This window comes from Paenibacillus sp. Mc5Re-14, from assembly GCF_001049835.1.
In the GTDB taxonomy this organism is placed as follows: domain Bacteria; phylum Bacillota; class Bacilli; order Paenibacillales; family Paenibacillaceae; genus Paenibacillus; species Paenibacillus polymyxa_C.
The window spans coordinates 2,613,658-2,633,443 of sequence record NZ_CVPD01000001.1; the positions used below are offsets into that span (position 1 = coordinate 2,613,658).

Annotated in this window: 20 protein-coding genes; 9 read left to right on the top strand and 11 right to left on the bottom strand. The window is 42.4% G+C overall.

All coding sequences use genetic code 11. The features are described 5' to 3' along the window. Positions 1-73: 73 nt before the first annotated feature. Both BN1546_RS11855 and BN1546_RS11860 read right to left on the bottom strand, forming a co-directional pair. Positions 74-415, bottom strand: a complete 342-nt coding sequence (locus BN1546_RS11855) for a DUF3243 domain-containing protein (RefSeq protein WP_013373818.1) — start codon at positions 413-415, stop codon at positions 74-76. 133 nt (positions 416-548) lie between these two features. Then, on the bottom strand, positions 549-1,463 hold the full coding sequence (locus BN1546_RS11860) for a phosphatidate cytidylyltransferase (protein ID WP_090737615.1): 915 nt from the start codon (positions 1,461-1,463) through the stop codon (positions 549-551). Positions 1,464-1,560: 97 nt separating this feature from the next. Between BN1546_RS11860 and BN1546_RS11865 the strand changes: the two genes are divergently transcribed. Then, on the top strand, positions 1,561-2,103 hold the full coding sequence (locus BN1546_RS11865) for a hypothetical protein (RefSeq protein ID WP_025678121.1): 543 nt from the start codon (positions 1,561-1,563) through the stop codon (positions 2,101-2,103). 14 nt (positions 2,104-2,117) lie between these two features. Here the strand turns inward: BN1546_RS11865 and BN1546_RS11870 are convergent, their stop codons facing one another. After that, on the bottom strand, positions 2,118-3,011 hold the full coding sequence (locus BN1546_RS11870) for a diacylglycerol/lipid kinase family protein (protein ID WP_090737617.1): 894 nt from the start codon (positions 3,009-3,011) through the stop codon (positions 2,118-2,120). 278 nt (positions 3,012-3,289) lie between these two features. Continuing rightward, complete coding sequence (locus BN1546_RS11875) at positions 3,290-3,955, bottom strand: TetR/AcrR family transcriptional regulator (RefSeq protein ID WP_025678118.1); 666 nt, start codon at positions 3,953-3,955, stop codon at positions 3,290-3,292. Between the two features lie 156 nt (positions 3,956-4,111). Between BN1546_RS11875 and BN1546_RS11880 the strand changes: the two genes are divergently transcribed. The 3 genes from BN1546_RS11880 (at position 4,112) to BN1546_RS11890 (ending at position 6,659) form a co-directional block, all read left to right on the top strand. Continuing rightward, positions 4,112-5,065, top strand: coding sequence for an aldo/keto reductase (locus BN1546_RS11880; RefSeq protein ID WP_025678116.1), 954 nt, complete (start codon positions 4,112-4,114; stop codon positions 5,063-5,065). Between the two features lie 231 nt (positions 5,066-5,296). Next, on the top strand, positions 5,297-6,163 hold the full coding sequence (locus BN1546_RS11885) for an SDR family oxidoreductase (RefSeq protein WP_013373814.1): 867 nt from the start codon (positions 5,297-5,299) through the stop codon (positions 6,161-6,163). A gap of 154 nt (positions 6,164-6,317) precedes the next feature. Further along, positions 6,318-6,659 carry a zinc ribbon domain-containing protein YjdM gene (locus BN1546_RS11890; protein WP_040102512.1) on the top strand — a complete coding sequence of 114 codons (342 nt, stop codon included), beginning with the start codon at positions 6,318-6,320 and terminating at the stop codon, positions 6,657-6,659. A gap of 118 nt (positions 6,660-6,777) precedes the next feature. Here BN1546_RS11890 and BN1546_RS11895 read toward each other — a convergent pair whose 3' ends face one another. Continuing rightward, complete coding sequence (locus tag BN1546_RS11895; protein WP_016822536.1) at positions 6,778-7,533, bottom strand: AIM24 family protein; 756 nt, start codon at positions 7,531-7,533, stop codon at positions 6,778-6,780. A 250-nt stretch (positions 7,534-7,783) separates the two neighbouring features. Between BN1546_RS11895 and BN1546_RS11900 the strand changes: the two genes are divergently transcribed. After that, entirely contained in the window at positions 7,784-8,836 is a 1,053-nt protein-coding gene (locus BN1546_RS11900) for an LLM class flavin-dependent oxidoreductase (RefSeq protein ID WP_058830946.1), read from the top strand. 124 nt (positions 8,837-8,960) lie between these two features. Here the strand turns inward: BN1546_RS11900 and BN1546_RS11905 are convergent, their stop codons facing one another. The 3 genes from BN1546_RS11905 to BN1546_RS11915 form a co-directional block, all read right to left on the bottom strand. Further along, positions 8,961-9,470, bottom strand: coding sequence for a DUF1036 domain-containing protein (locus BN1546_RS11905; RefSeq protein WP_013373808.1), 510 nt, complete (start codon positions 9,468-9,470; stop codon positions 8,961-8,963). A gap of 81 nt (positions 9,471-9,551) precedes the next feature. Then, positions 9,552-11,060, bottom strand: coding sequence for an aminotransferase class V-fold PLP-dependent enzyme (locus tag BN1546_RS11910; RefSeq protein WP_090737619.1), 1,509 nt, complete (start codon positions 11,058-11,060; stop codon positions 9,552-9,554). A 135-nt stretch (positions 11,061-11,195) separates the two neighbouring features. Continuing rightward, positions 11,196-11,672, bottom strand: a complete 477-nt coding sequence (locus tag BN1546_RS11915; RefSeq protein ID WP_058711928.1) for a DsrE/DsrF/DrsH-like family protein — start codon at positions 11,670-11,672, stop codon at positions 11,196-11,198. 371 nt (positions 11,673-12,043) lie between these two features. Between BN1546_RS11915 and BN1546_RS11920 the strand changes: the two genes are divergently transcribed. From BN1546_RS11920 to BN1546_RS11935, 4 genes are all read left to right on the top strand, one after another. Next, a complete protein-coding gene (locus tag BN1546_RS11920) occupies positions 12,044-12,787 on the top strand; it encodes a spr1630 family ClpXP-sensitive toxin (RefSeq protein ID WP_064962866.1) in 744 nt (247 codons plus the stop codon). Positions 12,788-12,827: 40 nt separating this feature from the next. Beyond that, positions 12,828-14,048 (top strand): spr1629 family repressor/antitoxin, encoded by a 1,221-nt coding sequence (locus BN1546_RS11925; protein ID WP_090737621.1) that lies wholly within the window; start codon positions 12,828-12,830, stop codon positions 14,046-14,048. A 200-nt stretch (positions 14,049-14,248) separates the two neighbouring features. Then, the gene (locus BN1546_RS11930) at positions 14,249-15,211 is read left to right on the top strand and encodes a radical SAM protein (protein WP_025675717.1); all 963 of its coding nucleotides are present in this window, start codon (positions 14,249-14,251) and stop codon (positions 15,209-15,211) included. Positions 15,212-15,376: 165 nt separating this feature from the next. Beyond that, positions 15,377-16,351, top strand: a complete 975-nt coding sequence (locus BN1546_RS11935; protein WP_058830950.1) for an aldo/keto reductase family protein — start codon at positions 15,377-15,379, stop codon at positions 16,349-16,351. A gap of 84 nt (positions 16,352-16,435) precedes the next feature. On the opposite strand, the gene BN1546_RS11940 is transcribed toward BN1546_RS11935, so the two are convergent. From BN1546_RS11940 to BN1546_RS11950, 3 genes are all read right to left on the bottom strand, one after another. Beyond that, entirely contained in the window at positions 16,436-16,831 is a 396-nt protein-coding gene (locus BN1546_RS11940) for a hypothetical protein (RefSeq protein WP_013373802.1), read from the bottom strand. 189 nt (positions 16,832-17,020) lie between these two features. Further along, on the bottom strand, positions 17,021-18,961 hold the full coding sequence (locus BN1546_RS11945; RefSeq protein WP_058830951.1) for an ABC transporter permease: 1,941 nt from the start codon (positions 18,959-18,961) through the stop codon (positions 17,021-17,023). Then, the gene (locus tag BN1546_RS11950; RefSeq protein WP_013373800.1) at positions 18,951-19,712 is read right to left on the bottom strand and encodes an ABC transporter ATP-binding protein; all 762 of its coding nucleotides are present in this window, start codon (positions 19,710-19,712) and stop codon (positions 18,951-18,953) included. Before BN1546_RS11950 ends, BN1546_RS11945 begins: the two co-directional genes overlap by 11 nt. Positions 19,713-19,786 lie beyond the last annotated feature (74 nt).

Genomic DNA, 19,786 nt, shown 5'->3' on the forward strand with positions numbered 1-19,786 from the left:
GAGCAGTCTATCCTCGGATGAGGACAGACTGCTCTTTTATAGTAAAATATTGTTTTTCATAAATTAAATATTTCTACGAGGATTGAGCCACACGTACTAGCATGTGGGCAAGCGCGTGCTGCTGCTCTTTGTCCCCTACCTTCCACAATTCCTGAAGAAGCTTCTCCTCGCTATTGCGCGGTTCTTCCTTGGCTGCCAGATAGCCTGCGATCTTCTCAGCTGCTTTTGCCATCACTTCTTCATTCAAGCCGATTTTTTGAGCCATTTCAATTTTGTCGCTCAAATAACTTTTGAATGAATCAAAGCTGCCCAAGATGTCATCCTTTTTGCTGTCGTCTATCCGATTTAACGCGTCATCTACCTTGTTCAAGGCCACTTCGCCTTCCTTATTCACAACATGATTATGCTCTGCCATTTCTAACGCCTCCTCAAGATTGTTTTCTAGGATAAGGACTGCTTGCGGTACAGTAGTACTTACCCCGGCTAACCAAAATGAAAACGGTGAGAAGCAAGCAGAGTATCGTGGAGCGATGAAGAAAAACATATTGTTACATAAAGTCGAAAAAATAACGAATCACGTGAAAAAAGACGGGCGAGGTGTAGGTCAAGCTATCTACCCGGCTTAAGTAGCTTTTTTTCAAAGCATCGAACTTATTATCATCGCCGATTAATAAATCTCGCTTCAGCACGGAAACCGTTAAGCTCCCGAAGAAACCGCTCAAGCTAATCAACATACCGAAAATAATCCCAAATTTCAGATCAAACGGCGTCAGGTACGGATAGATTAGATACGAAGCCACTATGGTTACGGGAAAAGCAAATGCAAAGCCTTCCCAAGTTATATTGGGATTGGATGTCGGGACGATTTTCCGCTTGCCGAAATAGAGTGATGCCAGATAATGTGCGACATCATTGAGCTGTGTCAGTACCACTAGAAAAAGTACAAGTTTTGCTCCGTATTGCGGCGCAGCAAACTGAAAATAAGCCAGGTGACTCAGTCCAAAAACCATCAGCATGAGTCCCCATTGAGTCGAGCTGACACTACGTAGGAAACCAACGGTTCCTTTATTGATCAATCGTGGGAGCGGTAGCAGTAAGAATACATAGATAGGGATAAAGACGATAAACATCCCATACCACCCGATATAAATCCAATAAAACTGTACAGGAATCGCCAAGTATGCCCATAAAAACAACCTGCGGTCAGCTTTTCTGGATCTAATCATGGAGAAGTATTCTTTTAGCGCAAAGAAAGTAAGCACCATCAAGGAAAGCAGTGAAACGATCGGATTGAAAAGTGTTGCCAGGCAAAAGATAAAGAACATGCCCCACCAGGTCTTAATGCGAAGTCCAATAGCTGCATAGTCTTTGTTTGGCTGTGTTTTGACTACCACTATATAAATTAGATGGATGATTAATAAGGCTATACAAATAAGGGTTAACGTTAATAACGAACTGTCCATTGCGACTCACCAACTTATAGCGAAATAGGATTCCCTGAAGGGGGTCCTATGTTATTATGAAGGAATAATTCAAACTTGATAAGGGGAAGTTTCGTAAATGGTAGCTGATCAATCGGTTTTTATCTTGCTTACGAATACGGGAACGTTTCTGACGAGAGTCATTAAAAGCTATACAAGAGCACCATACAATCACGCCTCCATTTCCTTCAACCGAGAACTTTCGGAGTTATACAGCTTCGGGAGAAAGACCCCCAGTAACCCTCTGGATGGTGGTTTCGTGAAAGAGGATATTAAGACAGGTACATACAGCAGATTTCCGAATACAACATGTGTCATCTACGAGCTTCAAGTAACCGACCGTGAAGTCGAGAAAATGAAGAGAGTTTTACATGTATTTATCCGAAGTCGGCAAAAATATATGTATAACTTACTGGGATTAATTGGCGTTGCACTCAAAGAACCAGTTGAGTTCAGTAATTCTTATTTTTGTTCGCAATTCGTCGCGGAAATTTTACAGCGATCCGGCATCAAAATATGGAACAAGTTGCCCGCCCTTATTACACCAGACGATTTTCGGCAAAGTGACCGATTCCATCTGATCTACGAGGGGAAATTGAGCGATTATGAGCCTCAAGCCTGAGGATAAGCACTTTATTACTTAGACTCCTCAGGCACAATCACCTCGATGTGACGCGCTAGAATACCAAGCTCGATAGGCAAAGAGGGTCCTTCCTCACCATCTACATTCGTACTGACCGGTTCTGCAGAGCTGACACTTACATGCTTTGCAGTAAAGTAAACGATATCACTATGATCTTTCAGGTTGCCTAAAAATAAGCTTATGCTGGCCGTCACCGTGTTCAATATATTAAGGTTTTTGAAAATAAAGCAGTGAAGCAGACCATCATCAACAGCCGCCCCGGGTGCCAGTTTCTCAAATCCGCCAACTGAGTTGGTTAAAGCAGCAAGAAAGAGTGGGGATTCGCCTTCCCAAGTCTTGTCATCATAGCGGACGATAAGCGGATGGGCAGGATGGTTGATAAGTTCTTTCAAACCTTCTTTAAAGTAGGCAAATGTACCAAACATGGATTTATCGTCTGACGACACAGCGGATAGCGATTCGGCAAGGGAGCCAGTGGCAACAACATTGGCAAACATTCGACCGTTTAAGAGACCCATATCTACGGCTTTCACGCGAGCAGAAGTGAGTGCACGGATCGCCAGTTCAGGACTTAGCGGAATTTGTAAGGCACGGGCAAAATCATTGACGGTCCCAAGCGGGATGACCCCTAGTTTTGGACGATGGGCTTGATCCATGAAACCATTAATGGTTTCGTGAAGCGTGCCATCTCCACCGAGGGAAACGACTAGATCATAAGTCTCCTGACATGCAGTGACGCAAAAACGGGTGGCATCAAGTTCTTGTGCCGTCTCTTCGACTGTAACGGCGTATCCTTGCTCACGTAGAATTTCTTCTACGTTTCTGACATGTTGGAGGGATTCCTCTTTGCCAGAAGAGGGATTTACAATGACCATAGCTTTCTTCATATACATATTCCTCTCTTTGGGGAAAGTCTGGGTTACCAACCCTTACCCGAAAAGCATGAAATTACAAACATTTTTCGTAAAGCTATACAGAAAGTTTGGAATACACTAATAAGCGGGGATTATGGATAAGTGATTCGATCTAAACGAAAAGAAGCTGCTTATTGAGCAGCTTCTTTTCGTTTTTAAGAAGTCGAACAAACAAACGTAAAGAAAGCGAATTCTTTTACGAAGCTTCTGTCAGTTTGAAGAGCCTCTTTGTTTTTAGAAAATTATAAAGGTTAAAGAATGTTTTTGGAGATTTTTTGAGTCAAGTATTCTAGTACTGGCATTATCATTTTATCGTCAATCACTACAAGTTTTTCCGGCTTAAACAACTGAAGTTTTTTTAACTGAAAATAATCGTATAAAACTTGTTGAACCGTAAATTGATTGGTCATGAGGTATTTAATATCAAACAAGTCCCTTAGAATTTCATCTTGCTTAATTAGCAGTCTGCCGTTAATTTCATTGAAAAAACCTTCTTGTATGCCTTCTTTATAAAAAGCTAGTATTTTGTCTTCGCGCTCTCTCATAGTTTTGTCAAAGCGATCAAACAAATCTGGATAACTGGTTTCAATATCCTGAAGAAGAGTGTCTGAAAAATAAACGGCAAGAGAAATAGTCTGTTCAAATATCTTCAAGAAACGAGTACCAAAGCTTTGACTGGAATCCAAAGAACTATAAGTCAAGTCCTTCAGGTATTCAATAAATCCGTCCACGATGAACTGTACAATTTCTTCTTTAGTTGCGAAATACTTATATAAGGTGGCTCGACTGATCTCCATTACTTTAGAAATCTCATCCATCCGAATAGATTGAAGTCCGTTTTTTCGTAGATAGGGCAGTAGCTTGTTAATAAGCTTGGTCTTTTTTTCATGTTTTTTATCTTGCATATAGTTATTCAAGTGAAGTCCCTCCTGCATCTATTATAACCTGAATTAGAACAGTAGCATACAAACGGAATACAAAGTAAACAATAAATAAGTATTTTGTTTACTTTGTATTTTTTGTATGCTAATCTGTACATGAAGTGAAGAACTTATAAGAATGAGGTGCCTAAAATGAAAACACAGAAACTTGGACGTAGTGATGTCATAGTTTCTTCTATTGGCTTGGGTATGATGGGCATGTCCCCTGGTATTTATGGAGCTATAGATGATGAAGAGTCTATCAAAACGATTCATCGGGCGCTTGATCTCGGGGTGACTTTGCTTGATACGGCTGATGCGTATGGTAACGGTCATAACGAGGAACTGTTAGGAAAAGCATTGAAGGGACGAAGAGATCAGGCGATCGTTGCTACTAAGTTTTCATATGGTCCCAATTGGGAATTCATCGGTGGACACCCTGACTATGTAAAGAAAGCAATTGATGAAAGCCTACGACGTCTTGGACTTGATCATATAGACCTGTATTATCAACATACGGTGGATCCTAATGTTCCAATTGAGGAAACGGTTGGCGCAATGGCTGAATTAGTGAAAGCCGGAAAAGTACGTTATCTTGGCCTATCTAACGGAATAAATGCGTCTGTTATTAATCCAGCTACTATTCGCAAAGCGTATGAAGTACATCCTATTTCTGCAATTCAATCGGAATATTCTATCTGGACTCGAGACATTGAAGAGGAAGTTGTGCCCACTGCAAAAGAATTAGGGATTACTCTTGTAGCATATAGTCCTTTAAGCAGAGGATTTATTACTGGGGAACGTCATATTAATGAAAACTTGCAAGCAGACGATATACGCAATTCATTGGCACGTTACCAGGGCGATAACTTCAAGGAAAATATTAGTATCGTTGATAGACTAGCCGAAATTGCTAAAGAAAAGAACTGTACGGTACCTCAATTAGCAATCGCATGGACAATTGAAAGAGGTACATTACCGATACCTGGAACGAAACGTCGTAAGTATTTGGAGGATAATATCAAGGCAGTTGATATTCAACTTACCCCTGAGGATTTTGCTCGTATCGATGCTGTTAGTTCAAATGTGTTTGGCAGCCGTTACTAGACTTATTCTCATAATGAAAATACTAAATATAAAATAGCCTACCAAATTACTGGTGGGCTATTTTATATTATTTTTAGCATCTCATAGATGTGGCCAACTAATAGAACGGACTGGGGGCAGTACAGGATTCTAGCATGTGCTAAAAAGCATACCTTTAGACTCTAAATTAGACATATGTCATATTTTTAGTTACTATATAAAAGTAAATAAAATCTGAATGGAGGATTTCGTATGAAAATCGCATTAACAGGAGCAACGGGGCAACTGGGTTCCATTGTGGTAGATACATTGCTTGCATCCGTCCCGGCAAAAGACCTTATTGTTAGCGTAAGAAATCCGGAAAAAGCAGAGGGGTTACGTAATCGTGGCGTTGACGTTCGTCATGGCGATTTTGACAAGCCAGAAACGCTGGATCAGGCATTTGCTGGTGTAGATCGATTGTTGATTATATCCGCAGACGGGGATAATGATACTAGAATTCGTCAGCATAAAGCGGCTGTTGATGCTGCTGTGCGTGCGGGAGTAGGCTTCATCGCGTATACCAGTGCGGCCAATGCCGCTGACAGCACTCTATTCCTTGCACCCGTACATCGTATTACGGAGGAGTTCATTCGTGAGTCAGGTATTCCTTACTCCTTCTTGCGTAATAATTGGTATCTTGAGAATGAAGCAGGCACGATCCAATCCGTACTCGCGGGAGCACCATGGTTAACCTCAGCAGGGTCCGGTAGAGTAGGTTGGGCTGCCCGCGCTGATTACGCGCAAGCGGCTGCAGCCGTGTTGTCTGGCGAAGGACATGAGAATACAATCTACGAGCTCTCTGGTAAGCCGATTACCCAAGAAGAGTTGGCAGCGATACTTGCTGAGGTCCTGGGTAAGGACGTTCCTGTACAGCAGGTAGACGATGCTGCGTATGCCGAGATCATGCTCGGTGCGGGAGTACCGGAAGGTGCCATCCCTATTGTGGTCGGCATTCAACAAGCGATTCGTGAAGGAGCTTTGGATGTTGTAAGCAACGATTTTGAGAAGCTGTTGAAGCGTCCCCTGACGCCGCTTAAGCAAGGAATTAGTGAACTGGTCAAGCAAATCCAAGCATAATAAACGTGTCGTACAAAACGGGTGCTGCCTAGGAAGGTTAGCATCTGTTTTAGTTACATTCATAACTGGAACCGCGACTGATTATCCAATATACTTGTAGGGAACTCCAAGGTAGCTTGGAATAGAAATAAAAATGAATGGAGTACATAATACCATGTCTAATTTGCCAAATTGTCCTGAGTGTAATTCAGAGTACACTTATGAGGACCGTAGTCTGTTCATTTGCCCGGAATGCGCCCATGAGTGGTCTGCCGAGTCAGAAACTGAAAGCAGTGAAGACGTAAAAGTCGTCAAAGATGCGAATGGTAACATTCTGAAGAATGGTGACTCTGTAACTGTCATCAAAGACCTTAAAGTGAAGGGAAGCTCTTCCGTCTTGAAAATTGGCACCAAAGTAAAAAACATCCGTCTGGTGGAAGGCGACCACGATATTGATTGCAAAATTGATGGTTTTGGAGCAATGAAGCTAAAATCGGAGTTTGTTAAAAAGAATTAAAGTATATAGCAGAGAAACTGTTCAGTTCCATGAGGATAAAAAGGAGAAGCCGAGGGCTTCTCCTTTTTTATTAGCATTGGGCATCATTGGGCTTCCAATGCTCATGCCCATATAGATGTCATAGTGGTGCCAGCCACACGGTTCCTGTTCCCCTGTATACATTAACCAGCCCTTCGCCGGAAGCGGCTGAGCCCATTTTGGTTTTCCCCGATTTTTCGACGGTAAACTGTAGGGTGTTGGACCACATAAGGGCAAAGTTGCCATCCACCTTAAGCACATCATTTTGCAATTCTATAACGACCGCTTCATCAGAAGGGATCGGCGCTTGAAGTGCCAGCACTCCTTTTCCACGGGCGCTTAAATTAAACAACCCTTCTCCGCCCAGTGCAGCAGAGGAAAGATTACTACGTGCAACGACGGATATGTCCAGTGTGGTGTCGCAAGCTAAAAACAATCCGTCTTCGATGGCAATGTCATCATTATCGACATCAATAAGCCAAATATATTGATAGGTAGGCTCCAGCATGATGGTTCCCGTGCCTTTATAGTGCGGCTTAATGGCACCTGTCCCTGTTACAGCACCGGATACCAAGTTTCGCATTAAGCCTCCCACGCCTTTTACACCGGTAGTCATTTCCATGCTACCTACAGTATATTGCATGGCACCTGCCCTCATCATAATCTCACTATTATTGATTTCGATCATGAGCTGCTTGCGGCGCATGTTACTTTTGCTCATATAGTAATTGTCTTTCGCAGCCGCAACCGAGGTGCAACTCAAATCTGTTATGTATTCCAGTACCGTAAATCCACCTAATTGGTCAGTGATGGCAACATTGCTGTTATCCTTTAAATTATTAATAACAAAAGCCATAAATGTATGCGCCTCCTTGTTGTTTTCATGGTGTGGGGATGGAAATCTTATTTACTCCATACCATAATTCGACAAAGAGACTGCTTTTCCTGCGCAGATCTCGACACTTCTCTCGCCTGATTTTCAAACTCAGAAAAGGAGAGCTTGAAAAAGATATAAAAAAGGTTCAATATAAAGATATCGGTTTTTAAAATGATTGCTTCGAAAGCAACCGAATGAAAAATGAAACATACAATAGGGGGTAAGACAAGTGGAGATAGGTATAAGTACGTTTGTAGAAACAACACCGGATCCCCAAACCGGTGAGGTTATCAGTCACGCACAACGGATACGTGAAGTGGTCGAGGAAATTGTACTTGCTGATCAGGTAGGACTGGATGTGTACGGCGTGGGAGAGCATCATCGTAAAGATTATGCGGCATCTGCTCCGGCTGTTATACTGGCTGCTGCTGCGGCACAGACCCAACGAATTCGCCTAACCAGTGCAGTTACGGTGCTTTCATCGGATGATCCGGTGCGTGTGTTTCAGGATTTTGCTACGCTGGACGGTATTTCGAATGGACGAGCTGAAATTATGGCAGGCCGAGGTTCTTTTATCGAATCGTTTCCGTTGTTTGGGTATGACCTGGATAACTACGATGAGTTGTTTGATGAAAAACTGGAACTTCTATTGAAAATACGTGAATCCGAAAAAGTGACCTGGAAAGGCGGACATCGGCCTGCGATCAACAATTTAGGCGTGTATCCGCGTCCGGTGCAAAATCCTTTGCCTGTATGGATCGGGAGTGGAGGCAATCAGGAATCTGTGGTTCGTGCGGGCTTGCTTGGATTGCCGTTGGTGCTTGCCATTATCGGAGGCAGCCCTATGCAGTTTGCACCATTGGTGGAGTTGTACAAAAAGGCAGCTAAGCACGCAGGTCATGATGCATCGCTGCTTCCAGTTGCATCCCACTCGCATGGTTTTATCGCGGAGACCACCGAGCTTGCAGCGGAAAAGTTTTTCCCTTCCACTCAGCAGAGCATGAATGTGCTTGGACGTGAACGTGGTTGGGGTCCTTATACTCGTTCCAGCTTCGATGCCGCGCGCAGCTTTGAAGGAGCATTGTATGTAGGTGATCCCGATACGGTTGCCAAGAAAATCATTCATCTCCGTAAACAGGTAGGCATTACACGTTTTCTGTTGCACGTGCCCGTCGGCACGATGCCGCATGATGATGTCATGAGAGCTATTGAGTTATTAGGAACAGAGGTAGCGCCACGGGTGCGTGAAGAGATATCCAAGTGGGAATCCGAGAGCAAATAAGCCGATTGACCTCAGTATAGAGAAAAGAGAAAGGAGCAGACCGTGTAAGGAGGTCGCTCCTTTTTGGTTCTAAATAGTCTGTATTGTTTCTAATTAATCTGTATAGGTGAGTTCAGATCATTCTTTATTTTGTCCGTTTTTTATGAGTGATGCGTTTCTGTAATTGAGGTTTCCCTTGTTGTAATCTCTTAGGTTTGGCAGGAACTCTGCGCAAGATAGGTTTCTCTTGGGTTGCTTTGGAAGGCAGCGTCATGCGGAGTGTGGTTGATGCAGGTTTTCTTTGACTGCTGCTTCTTATAAAGTCGATAGTATAGTTCAAGACGAACGGGCTAACTGCAATTCTCCGCAGTCCCACGTTTCTACAAGTGGTACAGCCTGTATCCCAGCACCAATCGAAGGCATTCTCAGGAACTTGAGTGAAGTATGAACCTTGCCATGTACGTCCAAAATCATCCTCGGCGTAATAGAAAAACGTATTACCTCCGGCGAAGCCGCTCCATACTTGAATAGTTTGACCGGGGTTCACGCGATACCAGCCTGCTTTGGAGTAGTTAACAGGAGTACAGCTGAAGTCCGGATAGGCAAAAACTACAAAGATAGCCGCATTGGTGCTGTTGCGAAAATTGAGACCCATTGTCGCCCCTTCTTTCCTCATATAGTAATCTTACAGTGTAGCTTATGAGTATTTTGAAAGAAGGAAACGGACAAGAGTCTCTTAATTGCTAAAGTTGAACCATTTGCTGATGTCCATTTTGTTATGTTCATTCATAGATCGCCATTCGTTGGATTCCGGTTGATAGGTATAATCTTTTTGCCAGGTTGTTATGTTTTCCACGATAGCCCGTATGGAAGAGACAATATAGGAGACTTCCTGATTGGTCATCATGGGATGAAGCGACAGACGCACCCAGCCCGGCTTTCGAGATAAGTTCCCCGCATGAATCAGGTCTGTCATTTGCTTAGAAGCTTGCTGGTCGATGCCCAGCAAATAATGTCCATAGGGCCCAGCACATGAACAGCCACCTCGGACCTGAATGCCAAACCGGTCATTTAGTAGTTTTACAATCAGGTTATAGTGAATATGGCCGACAACGAAAGAAACGATTCCCAGTCGATCTTGGCTGCTCCCTCCCAAAATGTGTAGACCTGGTATGATGCCCAAGCCTTTTAGCAATAATGAGGTCAACTCCTTTTTACGCTCCCACATGCGGTTGTATCCCATTTGTTCCTTCAACTGAATACAGAGCGCGGTTCGAACAGCCTGTAGAAAAGGAGGAGTGCCTCCATCCTCGCGGGCCTCAATACTATCTTTATACTCGTATCCACCCCAAGGATTGGTCCAACTTACCGTGCCGCCTCCGGGCTGATCGGGAGCACAATGAAGACACAGCCGCGAATCCATAATGAGAACGCCGCTTGTGCCGGGGCCACCAAGAAATTTGTGAGGAGAAAATACAATCCCGTCCAGTTTCTCAAGGGGATCTGTAGGATGCATGTCGATCTCCGCATAAGGTGCGCTTGCCGAAAAATCGATGAAACATACGCCACCATGTTCATGCATTTTGCGGGATAGTTGGTGAATTGGCACTTCGAACCCTGTAACATTGGAGCAGGCGGTAAAAGCGCCAATTTTGATAGGGCGATGCCGAAATTGAAGCAGTAGTCGTTCGAGATGAGCTGGATCGACCATTCCTCCGGGACCCGGAGGGAGACACACAACGTCTCCAATGGTTTCTGCCCAGGAAATATGATTGGAATGATGCTCCATGTGTGTAACAAAAATAACGGGGCGGTCTTTTTCGGCGATGGGGTAGAGGGGCTTTAATTTTTCATGTATTTTCAATCCTAATATTCGCTGAAGCTTATTCACCGCACCTGTCATCCCAGACCCGGCGAATAGAATGATATCATGTTCGTTGGCATGAACGTGGTTCTTAATGATTTGTTTTGCTTTTTCATAGGCTTGGGTCATCAGAGTACCTGTCAAATTAGACTCCGTATGCGTGTTCGCCACAAATGGACCTAATTCATTAGCTATTTTCGACTCGATGGGTCCATATAGACGACCGCTGGCTGCCCAATCCGCATAAATCAGCTTTTTAAGCCCAAATGGAGATTCAAAGGTCTGGTGATAACCGATTGTATTTTCGCGATACTTTTGAAAATAAGCCTCGTTAGAAGGCTGATACCTACAGTTACTACTTCCGATTCGAGCCATGAGCATACGGCGCCTCCCAAGTCGTTCTGTCTTCTTAGGGTACGTAGGTAGGCTGGAATAGGTTAAAAAAAATGGGCGAATGTCATCATTTAGTCAAATTAAAAAGCCTCATCCAATAGCAGGATAAGGCATGGGTATATATTAGATAAAAAGTTGCATATCTGATTCGAGCGCATCCTTCAGATACGTTTTGGCCTCGATAATTTCCAGTTCAGGTATGAATTCTTCCGGTTTAAAGCCCATAATATCCACCGATAGTTTGCAGGCATAAAATTTGACGTTTTTCTTCCGGGCCCCTTTCAGGAAATGGATCAGCTTTGGTGCTTCATTGTCTTCCAGCATTTCCGTCAGCATCAACTTGCCTAGACCGCTAAAATTCATATGGGACAGCGGCATGGCTTCAGGCCCTTTGGGTGTCATCATGTCCATGAGTTTCTCGTAAATTGTTTTGTCCTCAAGCGTCATTTTATCGGGATCACGAACCAATGACAATCCCCAGAACGCAAAAAACATCGTAACCTCGACATCCAGCTCCCGAGCTGTATTGGCCAAAATCAGTCCAGCCATTGCTTTATCATAATCGCCGCTGAACATAAGCAAATTCATCCTTTTATCCACGATCTTCCGCCTCCATTACCAATAGATATATTCAGTATGGATTTGGAAATGAGAACTATGCCCAGTTCACATATTGATCACAATTGTAGAGGGGGTGTAAATATTGGAAACTGATATTTTATAAAAAACTATTCCAGTTGCTAGTAACCAGTATTAATGTACCCATTTCTCGTCAACAGACGAATGATTTGAGGGCAGGAAGAGAATAATTTAAAGGCAACATCGTTTTCAATCCTAAATGACTATAAAGGTTTTGTTCAATATACAGGTTAAACTTTAAAAAAAACAGAAAAAATCATTTCCTTAAGCTCGAATTTCGATTAAAATGTAGGTATTCTTCATACCTATGAATCGGAGCGATGGATATGGATATGGATAAATTCAAATTTAATTCCAAACACAATAAAATGATTGTTGATGCTATCGTAGATGGATACCGCGATTATATTGAGCATCGTAAAGATCGAAAAGCAAAAATGAAGATCAGTTCAGCTTTTGCCTGGACCAAGGGTAACTTTATCGAAAGTAAGATCGCAGAAGAGTGCGTTGATTACGGTTTTACATATAAAAAATCGAAGGCTGGATTAACGTGGGACTATCTCCAATTTATCCACGGAGATTCTAAAATTCTTTTTCTTATTAAGAATGCGGCTTATTTCAATGAGCAATGCTTTTCACAGGCAAAGCTACCTAACAATTACGGGAGGAAAGGTCCACGTCGTACCTATCTTCATGAACTTTCAAAAATTAACAAAGATTTATTGTTTTCCTCTACTCAGCAATCCTCGAAAACAGGGGAAATACCGGAACAACTTTCCTTTCTGATTTTAGAGAGCCAGGTAAAAGATGAACTCGAAAGCTTTAAATCATCCTATAATGAGTTCCATATACTCACATACGCACTTGATGAGGCATATCAGATATCTGAAGTGATGCATTATTTACCCAATCCCAATGATAATATCGCTTACCTGATAGAAGACCTCTCAAGCCTTATTTCTGGAGCTGATTTAACTGAAGAAGATCGCGAAGTAGTGGCGCCAGAAATGAATGAAGATATTATGGACCCAGCAGCTTTCGATATCGGGATATTGGAAGAAGAGCAACACAACTAGATAAACAAGACGGGGTTAGTCAAAATAAGGGGGGAGCAGCATGTTCATAGGTGAAAATTTGATCAATCTACGGATCATGCATGGGTATTCAAGAAAACAGCTCTCTGAAATGTTGGGTGTTACAGAACAAGCAGTCTGGCAGTACGAGAATGCATATACATCTCCTAAAATGCAAATTGTGAATGAGCTAAAGCGGATTTTTAAGGTGAAAAGCAAATATTTCTATACTAAAGACATGCTCGCACGGAATACGACACCTGCTAACGTAAACGTAATGAACATCGCTTATCGTTCAAAAGTTTTGAATGTTATCTCTAAGACGCAGGCGGAAGCGAAGCATGTTGAATATTTAGATGCTTTTATTAACTATATAACAGCCAGAATTAGCCTTCCTACCCTCAAAATTATTAGTTTAAGGGATGAAGTTATCGAATATCTAAACCATTCAGATGACGATAGATCGACTCAAATCGATAAAGTTGCTCATTTGGCACGTAAAAGACTAGGCCTAGCGCAAGATACAAATGACGATCTTATGTTTCTAGTCGAAAAAAGTGGAGTATTCGCCTTTGAGAAGGCAATGGGTGAGGAGATTGATGCTTATAGTCTCTGGACTCGAAACGATCGTCCTTATATCATATTAGGGAATATGAAACGATCAGCTGTTCGGAGAAATTTTGATATAGCACATGAACTGGGGCATCTACTGCTTCATTATCGTCTTGAATTTGCTAATTTAGATAGAAAAGAACACAAAATTATTGAGAATGAAGCGAATATGTTTGCTGGAGCATTCTTGTTACCTGAAGATGAATTTACACTTGATATGCAAAATGTGACCCATATCACAAATCCGGATAATTACTTGGATTTGAAAAAGAAATGGAAAACTTCACTGCAAGTGTTGGGATACAGGGCAGCCCATTTGGGACATCTTAAACCAAAAGATCATCGAAACTTCTACGCAGCTTTGCATCGAAAAGGTTATTTGAAGATTGAACCGCTCGATGAATTAATTCCGATTCAGAAACCAACGAAAATCAAAACAATTATCGATCTTGTTTCTAAAAAGGGTCTCGTGAACATTCATCAAATGGTTGAGAATGATTGGAAAACTGAAGTATCATTCTTTTATCATATGACCGGAATTGTCCCTGATTTTTTTAATAAATATTTGGCGAAAAGTCTTGATTTCGGTCTGCAAAATGTCACGGATATATCCAAGCGTATCTCAGATGTAGCTAAGCAAGTGCAACTATAATTTTAAAAAACATACATTTAAGGCTTTTAAGACCGTCGAGAAACCTATTTTTTTAGATGCAGGTTTCTTTTTTGTATTAATTCAAAATGTCGGAACTCCATTTTCACCGTTACCAATGTCATATCTACAAACCCCTCTCATTCTGTATAATCTCAAGGGAATTCAAGACACAAGCCTGAGATCGGGAGGATTATAAGAAATTGAGTATAGAGAACAAATATAAAGCACTTGAGCTGGAAAAGCCGGGCATCTACGAGCTGGAGGGACTGGAAGTCGGGGTCACCTCTAATTGCAACTTCAAGTGTGATTACTGCTGCGCATATCAGCGGAACGACGGACAATGCATCAGCAGCAAAGAGGTCATAGGTATTATTGATGACATTCCAACGTTAAAACGTGTGCGACTGTCCGGGGGCGAAGTAACCTTAAAGTATGACGATTGTCTGGACATCGTGGCTCACTGTTCGAGCAAGGGAATTGCAACCCAGCTTAATACCAATGCGAGCTTGCTCAGCCCTGAACGAATTGAGAAACTGCGCGACGCAGGACTTTCCAATATTCATATCTCCTTTAACTTCACGGATGCCGATAAATATGCAGCCTATTATCATGTTCACCCTCGTATGTATGAGAAAATCGTTCAAAATATCCGTTTGTGTACCGAAGCCAAGCTGGAAACGGTGCTGGAGACATTGTTATTTGAAGAGACGCAGAACAACATGCCAGCGATCAGTGAAAAGGTTTACGAACTCGGTGTACGCATCCATGAAATCCAAAACAGCATCGTGATGGATCATACGAATTGGAACGCGATCTCCACCAAGGAAGCACTTGTCCGTTCCGTTCATGACCTGATTGCGCATAAAAAAGACGATACTGTGTTGTATTTTACCTGTATGGACCGTTTTGCTGAGGCGCTGGGCTTTAAGGAGCAACCGGGGGTATACTTTTCCAACTGTGTTGATGGTAAAAAACAGCTCCATCTGCACGGGAACGGGGACATCCTAATCTGTGAACTATGCCATCCTGTAGTCATCGGTAATATCTATAACGGAACGTCCTTAAAGGATATTTACAAAAATAAGCCCAAGCAGCTTCAGGAGTTTCTCGACAAACTGCCTTGTCCTGCATATGATGCGCTTTTCCCTGGAGGAAGCATATAAATATAATTTGAGATGATGAGACAATAAGCATCTACTGCCCTAACAAGTAGGGTGGTAGATGTCCCTTCATGTAACTCCACGAGTCCTTTATTATTTGTTTTAATGAAAGGGTTTACATGTTAAGATATATAAAAATGCAAGCTTCTTATGAAAGAAGGAGTAGATATGAGATATAGAAATGTAGGCAACAGCGGTCTTAAAATTAGTGAAATCGGACTGGGGAGCTGGTTAACGTACGGTACGGCCGCCGAACAGGAAGCAGCTCATACCTGTATTGCCAAGGCCTTTGAACTTGGGATTAATTTCTTTGATACCGCGAACGCGTATAACCGTGGAGAAGGCGAGAAGGCTATGGGAGCCGCATTGAAGCCTTATCGGAGAGAGAGCTATGTGCTTTCTACTAAGGTATTCTTTCCTATGGATTCCGGTCCCAATGACAGGGGGCTGTCACGCAAGCATATTATGGAGCAATGTGAGGCGAGTTTGAAGCGGCTCGGCACGGATTATATCGACATGTACTTCTGCCATCGTTATGATCCAGATACTCCGTTGGAAGAGACACTGCGGGCGCTAGATGATCTTCAGGCTCAAGGCAAGATCTTGTATGCTGCGGTCAGTGAATGGAGTGCCGCCCAGCTCACGGATGCCTATGGTATCGGAAAAAGGCTGAATCTGCGGCCGCTGATTGCCAATCAGCCGATCTATAATATGTTCGAGCGTTATATCGAGCATGAGGTTCTTCCCGTATCCGGGCAGATAGGCATCGGCCAAATTGTATTTTCACCTCTAGCCCAAGGCATCCTCACGGGTAAATACAAACCGGGACAACCTATACCGACGGGGAGTCGCGGGGCTGATGCCTCTGTCAATAATGTCATCAGCAGTTACATGAACAATACCGTTCTCAACTGCGTTCAGGAGCTGGATAAGCTGGCGAAGGATTTGGGTGTCACCCTGTCACAACTCGCGCTTGCCTGGATTCTGAGAGAACCGGGTATCAGCGCTGCACTGATTGGGGCTACCAAACCGGCACAAATCGAAGAAAATGTGAAAGCAGTCGAGGTGACTTTGCAACCGGAGACCTGCGCGGAAATTGAGCAGATTCTGAAGCAAACAGAGGGATTTGAGCCTTTGCGCTAAGCATTCACACGAGCCTCTATAGAGGGAAGCCATCAATAACAAAGTCTCGCTCTTCCTGTCCTTAACAGAGAAGGGCGAGACTTTTTAACTTGCTTCAAGCATCGCATAGATGCCTGAAATCATACTAAGTGCAATCCCGCTCACTAAAACAAGGATTTGCTTCTTACTGAGATCCAGCGGATCAAAAAAGATGGGCAACAGCCATTTTAGACTGATGACAGCCCATAGACCTTCCACCAACCCCAATATCAATACCTTTTGCCCCCAGTGAAGCTTCATCTGCGGTGTTAGCGGACCTTCAAGAAACAGGTCACCTGAAGTATGAATATTCCAAGAAACGATAACTACGAATATCACAAGCGTTAATAATGTTGACATAATATAAGTGATATCTTTTTTAGCCTTTTTCGTGAGTTTGGGCGATTTTTTAAACTCAGGGAAGCCGATCAGGAAAAAGACGATTCCTACGATAATAGCCACCCCTACAGAGGAACCGAGTATAATATTCGCTATAATGCCGATGCCATTGATGAGTAATAATAAAATAGGCTCTCCCCCTTTGGGGCTACGATGATAGTTATTTTATTGTACACGCAGGAACGAAAATGCTCAAATATTTGGAAAAGCCCCTGGCACTTTTTTGCCAGAGACTTTTGGGCGTATGACTGATTATAAAGCTGCTTTAATGACCTTTTTATAGTACAGAATGGATAGAACTCCAAAAATGGAATATAGGGCAGTGTATAGTACCATTACGATGATCATAGGCATCCAAACTTCGGTTCCAAACAAGAACCAGCCGGATTGGACGGCGAAATAGCTGTGTGATAGGCCAATCACTAACGGAATGCCGAAGTTAAAGAGTTGTTTTATTTTAATGCCTCGCAGCAGGTCACTTTGGGTGAAGCCTAACTTTCTCAATACAGTATAATTGGCCTTTTCGTCTTCGCTCTCATCCATCTGCTTAAAATAAAGAATACAGCCTGATGTAATGAGAAAGGTCAGTCCCAAAAAGCCAACAACAAACATGATCACTCCCATATTTCTCTTCTGATTGCTGCTCATTTCAAGCTGTGATGTTTGTTGATCGTTAAAATTCGCAGATGCAAACAGTCGATCGGCCTCTTTGATCTGTGCTTCATTTAGTATATCAATTCCAATATATGGGGATGACTTCTTCTGAATCTTAGGATTTACGTCTTTTTTTAACCGCTCAAAGATGGTTTCATCTACAATGGCAGTGGGTAGCCCCCCGGCTGTAAAATAGTAAGGAATGACATAATCCCTTTTTAGACCCACATATTGTTGAGGTATGACTTCTGTTTTTCCCTTCAAATCCAAGGGTCCAAAGTCTTTCAAGGACATGAATTTCTGTAACATATCATTATAGCCCGTTAAAACCGTTTGGCCTGGAGATACATCCGTACCCTCCACAGATTGGTCGCTAATGACAGGCAGTGTCATGGAATCCGTACCATCATTTAATGGTTCCATAGGAGTCTCCATAATTTGTGCTGTCTTCACACTGACTTGAATGACTTCAATTTTCTTTTCTCGATACTTTATATCATGTTCATGAAGTAACGCTTTGAATTTCTCCGCATCCGGCACATTCGTCATGGCAAAATGGGAAGGTACATTGTCCTCAGCTGCTTGATCCGCAGAATAATAGGCGATATAGCTTAAGGATAGTAAACCGATAGCAAGTGCCGATACTGTCGTAATAATGGTTAACAACAAAGCATTGGATTTCATGCGGAACATAATGGATGAGAGGGACAGCACCTCATGGATGTTTAAATATCCGCCTTTGCTTTTTCTGATGATATTGGAAATAAAGCGGATGGATCCTTTATAAAAAAGAAATGTCCCGATGATGACAGAGCCCAAAATAAACACCATCGCCATAAATAGTTCATTTAAGGATGTAAAATCTCCACCAAATAATCTGGAGGAAACATAGTAACCTAAGGCGATAAGCGAGATGCCAATGATCCCGATGATCATCTCAAAGATCGTTATTTTCTTGATTTTCCCTTCGGTGGTTGAGGTCACTCGGAACAAAGACAAAATACTTTGTCTTTTGATAAAAGAATAATTCATGATCATGATCAGTAAGTAGATGACAACAAAAACGATGAGTGTTTGAGTCAGTGCTTGGTTAGAGAAATATAGAGTGGCAATGGCTTCAACACCCGTCGTCTTAAATAAGATCATGATCACTAGTTTGGAAAAGGAGAATCCAACCCCTATTCCGACGAAAAGCGAACCGAAGTATAAAATTAAGTTTTCAGCACTTAGAATGCGAAAAATTTTGTTTTTAGTCATTCCAATCAATTGAAATAAACCAATTTCTTTACTGCGTCTTTTTATAAAAATATTATTAGCATACATAAGGAAAATGCAGACAATAGCGACCAGTAAAACAGAAGCTGCCCGTATGGAGGCTGCACCTTTAACAGAACCCTTCACTTCGTCCATGGAGGGATCGTACTGTAATGTGACGAAGGAGAAATAGAGCGCAACACTGAAAATGAGAGCAAAAACATAGAGATAATAATTGCTCAGGTTTTTTTTCAGATTTTTAAGAATGAGTAGATTAATGTTCATGTTGAACCCCGCCTAAGACCGCTTGGGTTTTCATGATATCCTGGAAGAAGCTTTGTCTCTCCTGCACGCCTTTATGAAGCTGCGTATACATTTGCCCATCCTTAATAAAAATAACGCGGCTGCAATGGCTGGCTGCAACCGGATCGTGCGTGACCATAATAATCGTTGCCTTGCGCTTTTGGTTCAGCTGACCCAGCTTGTTTAATAAATCGGATGCCGACTTCGAATCAAGCGCACCCGTAGGTTCATCGGCAAAAATAATAGTAGGCTCATGAATAAACGCTCTAGCCGCAGATGTACGCTGTTTCTGCCCGCCTGAGATTTCATTGGGGTATTTGTCCTTGAGCTCATAAATCCCCAGTTCTGTAGCGACTTCCTGAAATCTTCGGTTAGCCTCTTTTTTAGGCGTTTTGGTGATAGATAGAGGCAAGAGGATGTTTTCCTTCACGGTGAGCGTATCCAGCAGATTATACTCCTGAAAAATAAAGCCTAAATGCTTTTTGCGGAATTCAGCCAGTTGCTTTTCTTTCATTTTCGTCATTTCGATATCATTGATCTTAATGGAACCGTGGCTCACTTTATCAATGGAGGAGAGGACATTTAGCAGTGTGGTTTTACCTGAACCGGAGGCTCCCATAATACTGACAAATTCACCTTCTTCAATAACGATATCTATTCCCTTCAAAACCTCCTGCATATTTAGCTTATTACCATAGCTTTTGTGAATCTTATGTGCTTCTAAAATATTCACTTCGATGCACTCCTTATTGTTCTTGTAGCCTTATTATAAAAATCGTACCGATGATTTTCCTTTGATTGGGCGAA

Bases quoted from the DNA above. Each gene is read 5' to 3' on its own strand.
- BN1546_RS11855 (WP_013373818.1), bottom strand. From the start codon at position 415: ATGGCAGAGCATAATCATGTTGTGAATAAGGAAGGCGAAGTGGCCTTG.
- BN1546_RS11860 (WP_090737615.1), bottom strand. From the start codon at position 1,463: ATGGACAGTTCGTTATTAACGTTAACCCTTATTTGTATAGCCTTATTA.
- BN1546_RS11865 (WP_025678121.1), top strand. From the start codon at position 1,561: ATGGTAGCTGATCAATCGGTTTTTATCTTGCTTACGAATACGGGAACG.
- BN1546_RS11870 (WP_090737617.1), bottom strand. From the start codon at position 3,011: ATGAAGAAAGCTATGGTCATTGTAAATCCCTCTTCTGGCAAAGAGGAA.
- BN1546_RS11880 (WP_025678116.1), top strand. From the start codon at position 4,112: ATGAAAACACAGAAACTTGGACGTAGTGATGTCATAGTTTCTTCTATT.
- BN1546_RS11885 (WP_013373814.1), top strand. From the start codon at position 5,297: ATGAAAATCGCATTAACAGGAGCAACGGGGCAACTGGGTTCCATTGTG.
- BN1546_RS11890 (WP_040102512.1), top strand. From the start codon at position 6,318: ATGTCTAATTTGCCAAATTGTCCTGAGTGTAATTCAGAGTACACTTAT.
- BN1546_RS11895 (WP_016822536.1), bottom strand. From the start codon at position 7,533: ATGGCTTTTGTTATTAATAATTTAAAGGATAACAGCAATGTTGCCATC.
- BN1546_RS11905 (WP_013373808.1), bottom strand. From the start codon at position 9,470: ATGGGTCTCAATTTTCGCAACAGCACCAATGCGGCTATCTTTGTAGTT.
- BN1546_RS11910 (WP_090737619.1), bottom strand. From the start codon at position 11,060: ATGCTCATGGCTCGAATCGGAAGTAGTAACTGTAGGTATCAGCCTTCT.
- BN1546_RS11920 (WP_064962866.1), top strand. From the start codon at position 12,044: ATGGATAAATTCAAATTTAATTCCAAACACAATAAAATGATTGTTGAT.
- BN1546_RS11925 (WP_090737621.1), top strand. From the start codon at position 12,828: ATGTTCATAGGTGAAAATTTGATCAATCTACGGATCATGCATGGGTAT.
- BN1546_RS11935 (WP_058830950.1), top strand. From the start codon at position 15,377: ATGAGATATAGAAATGTAGGCAACAGCGGTCTTAAAATTAGTGAAATC.
- BN1546_RS11945 (WP_058830951.1), bottom strand. From the start codon at position 18,961: ATGAACATTAATCTACTCATTCTTAAAAATCTGAAAAAAAACCTGAGC.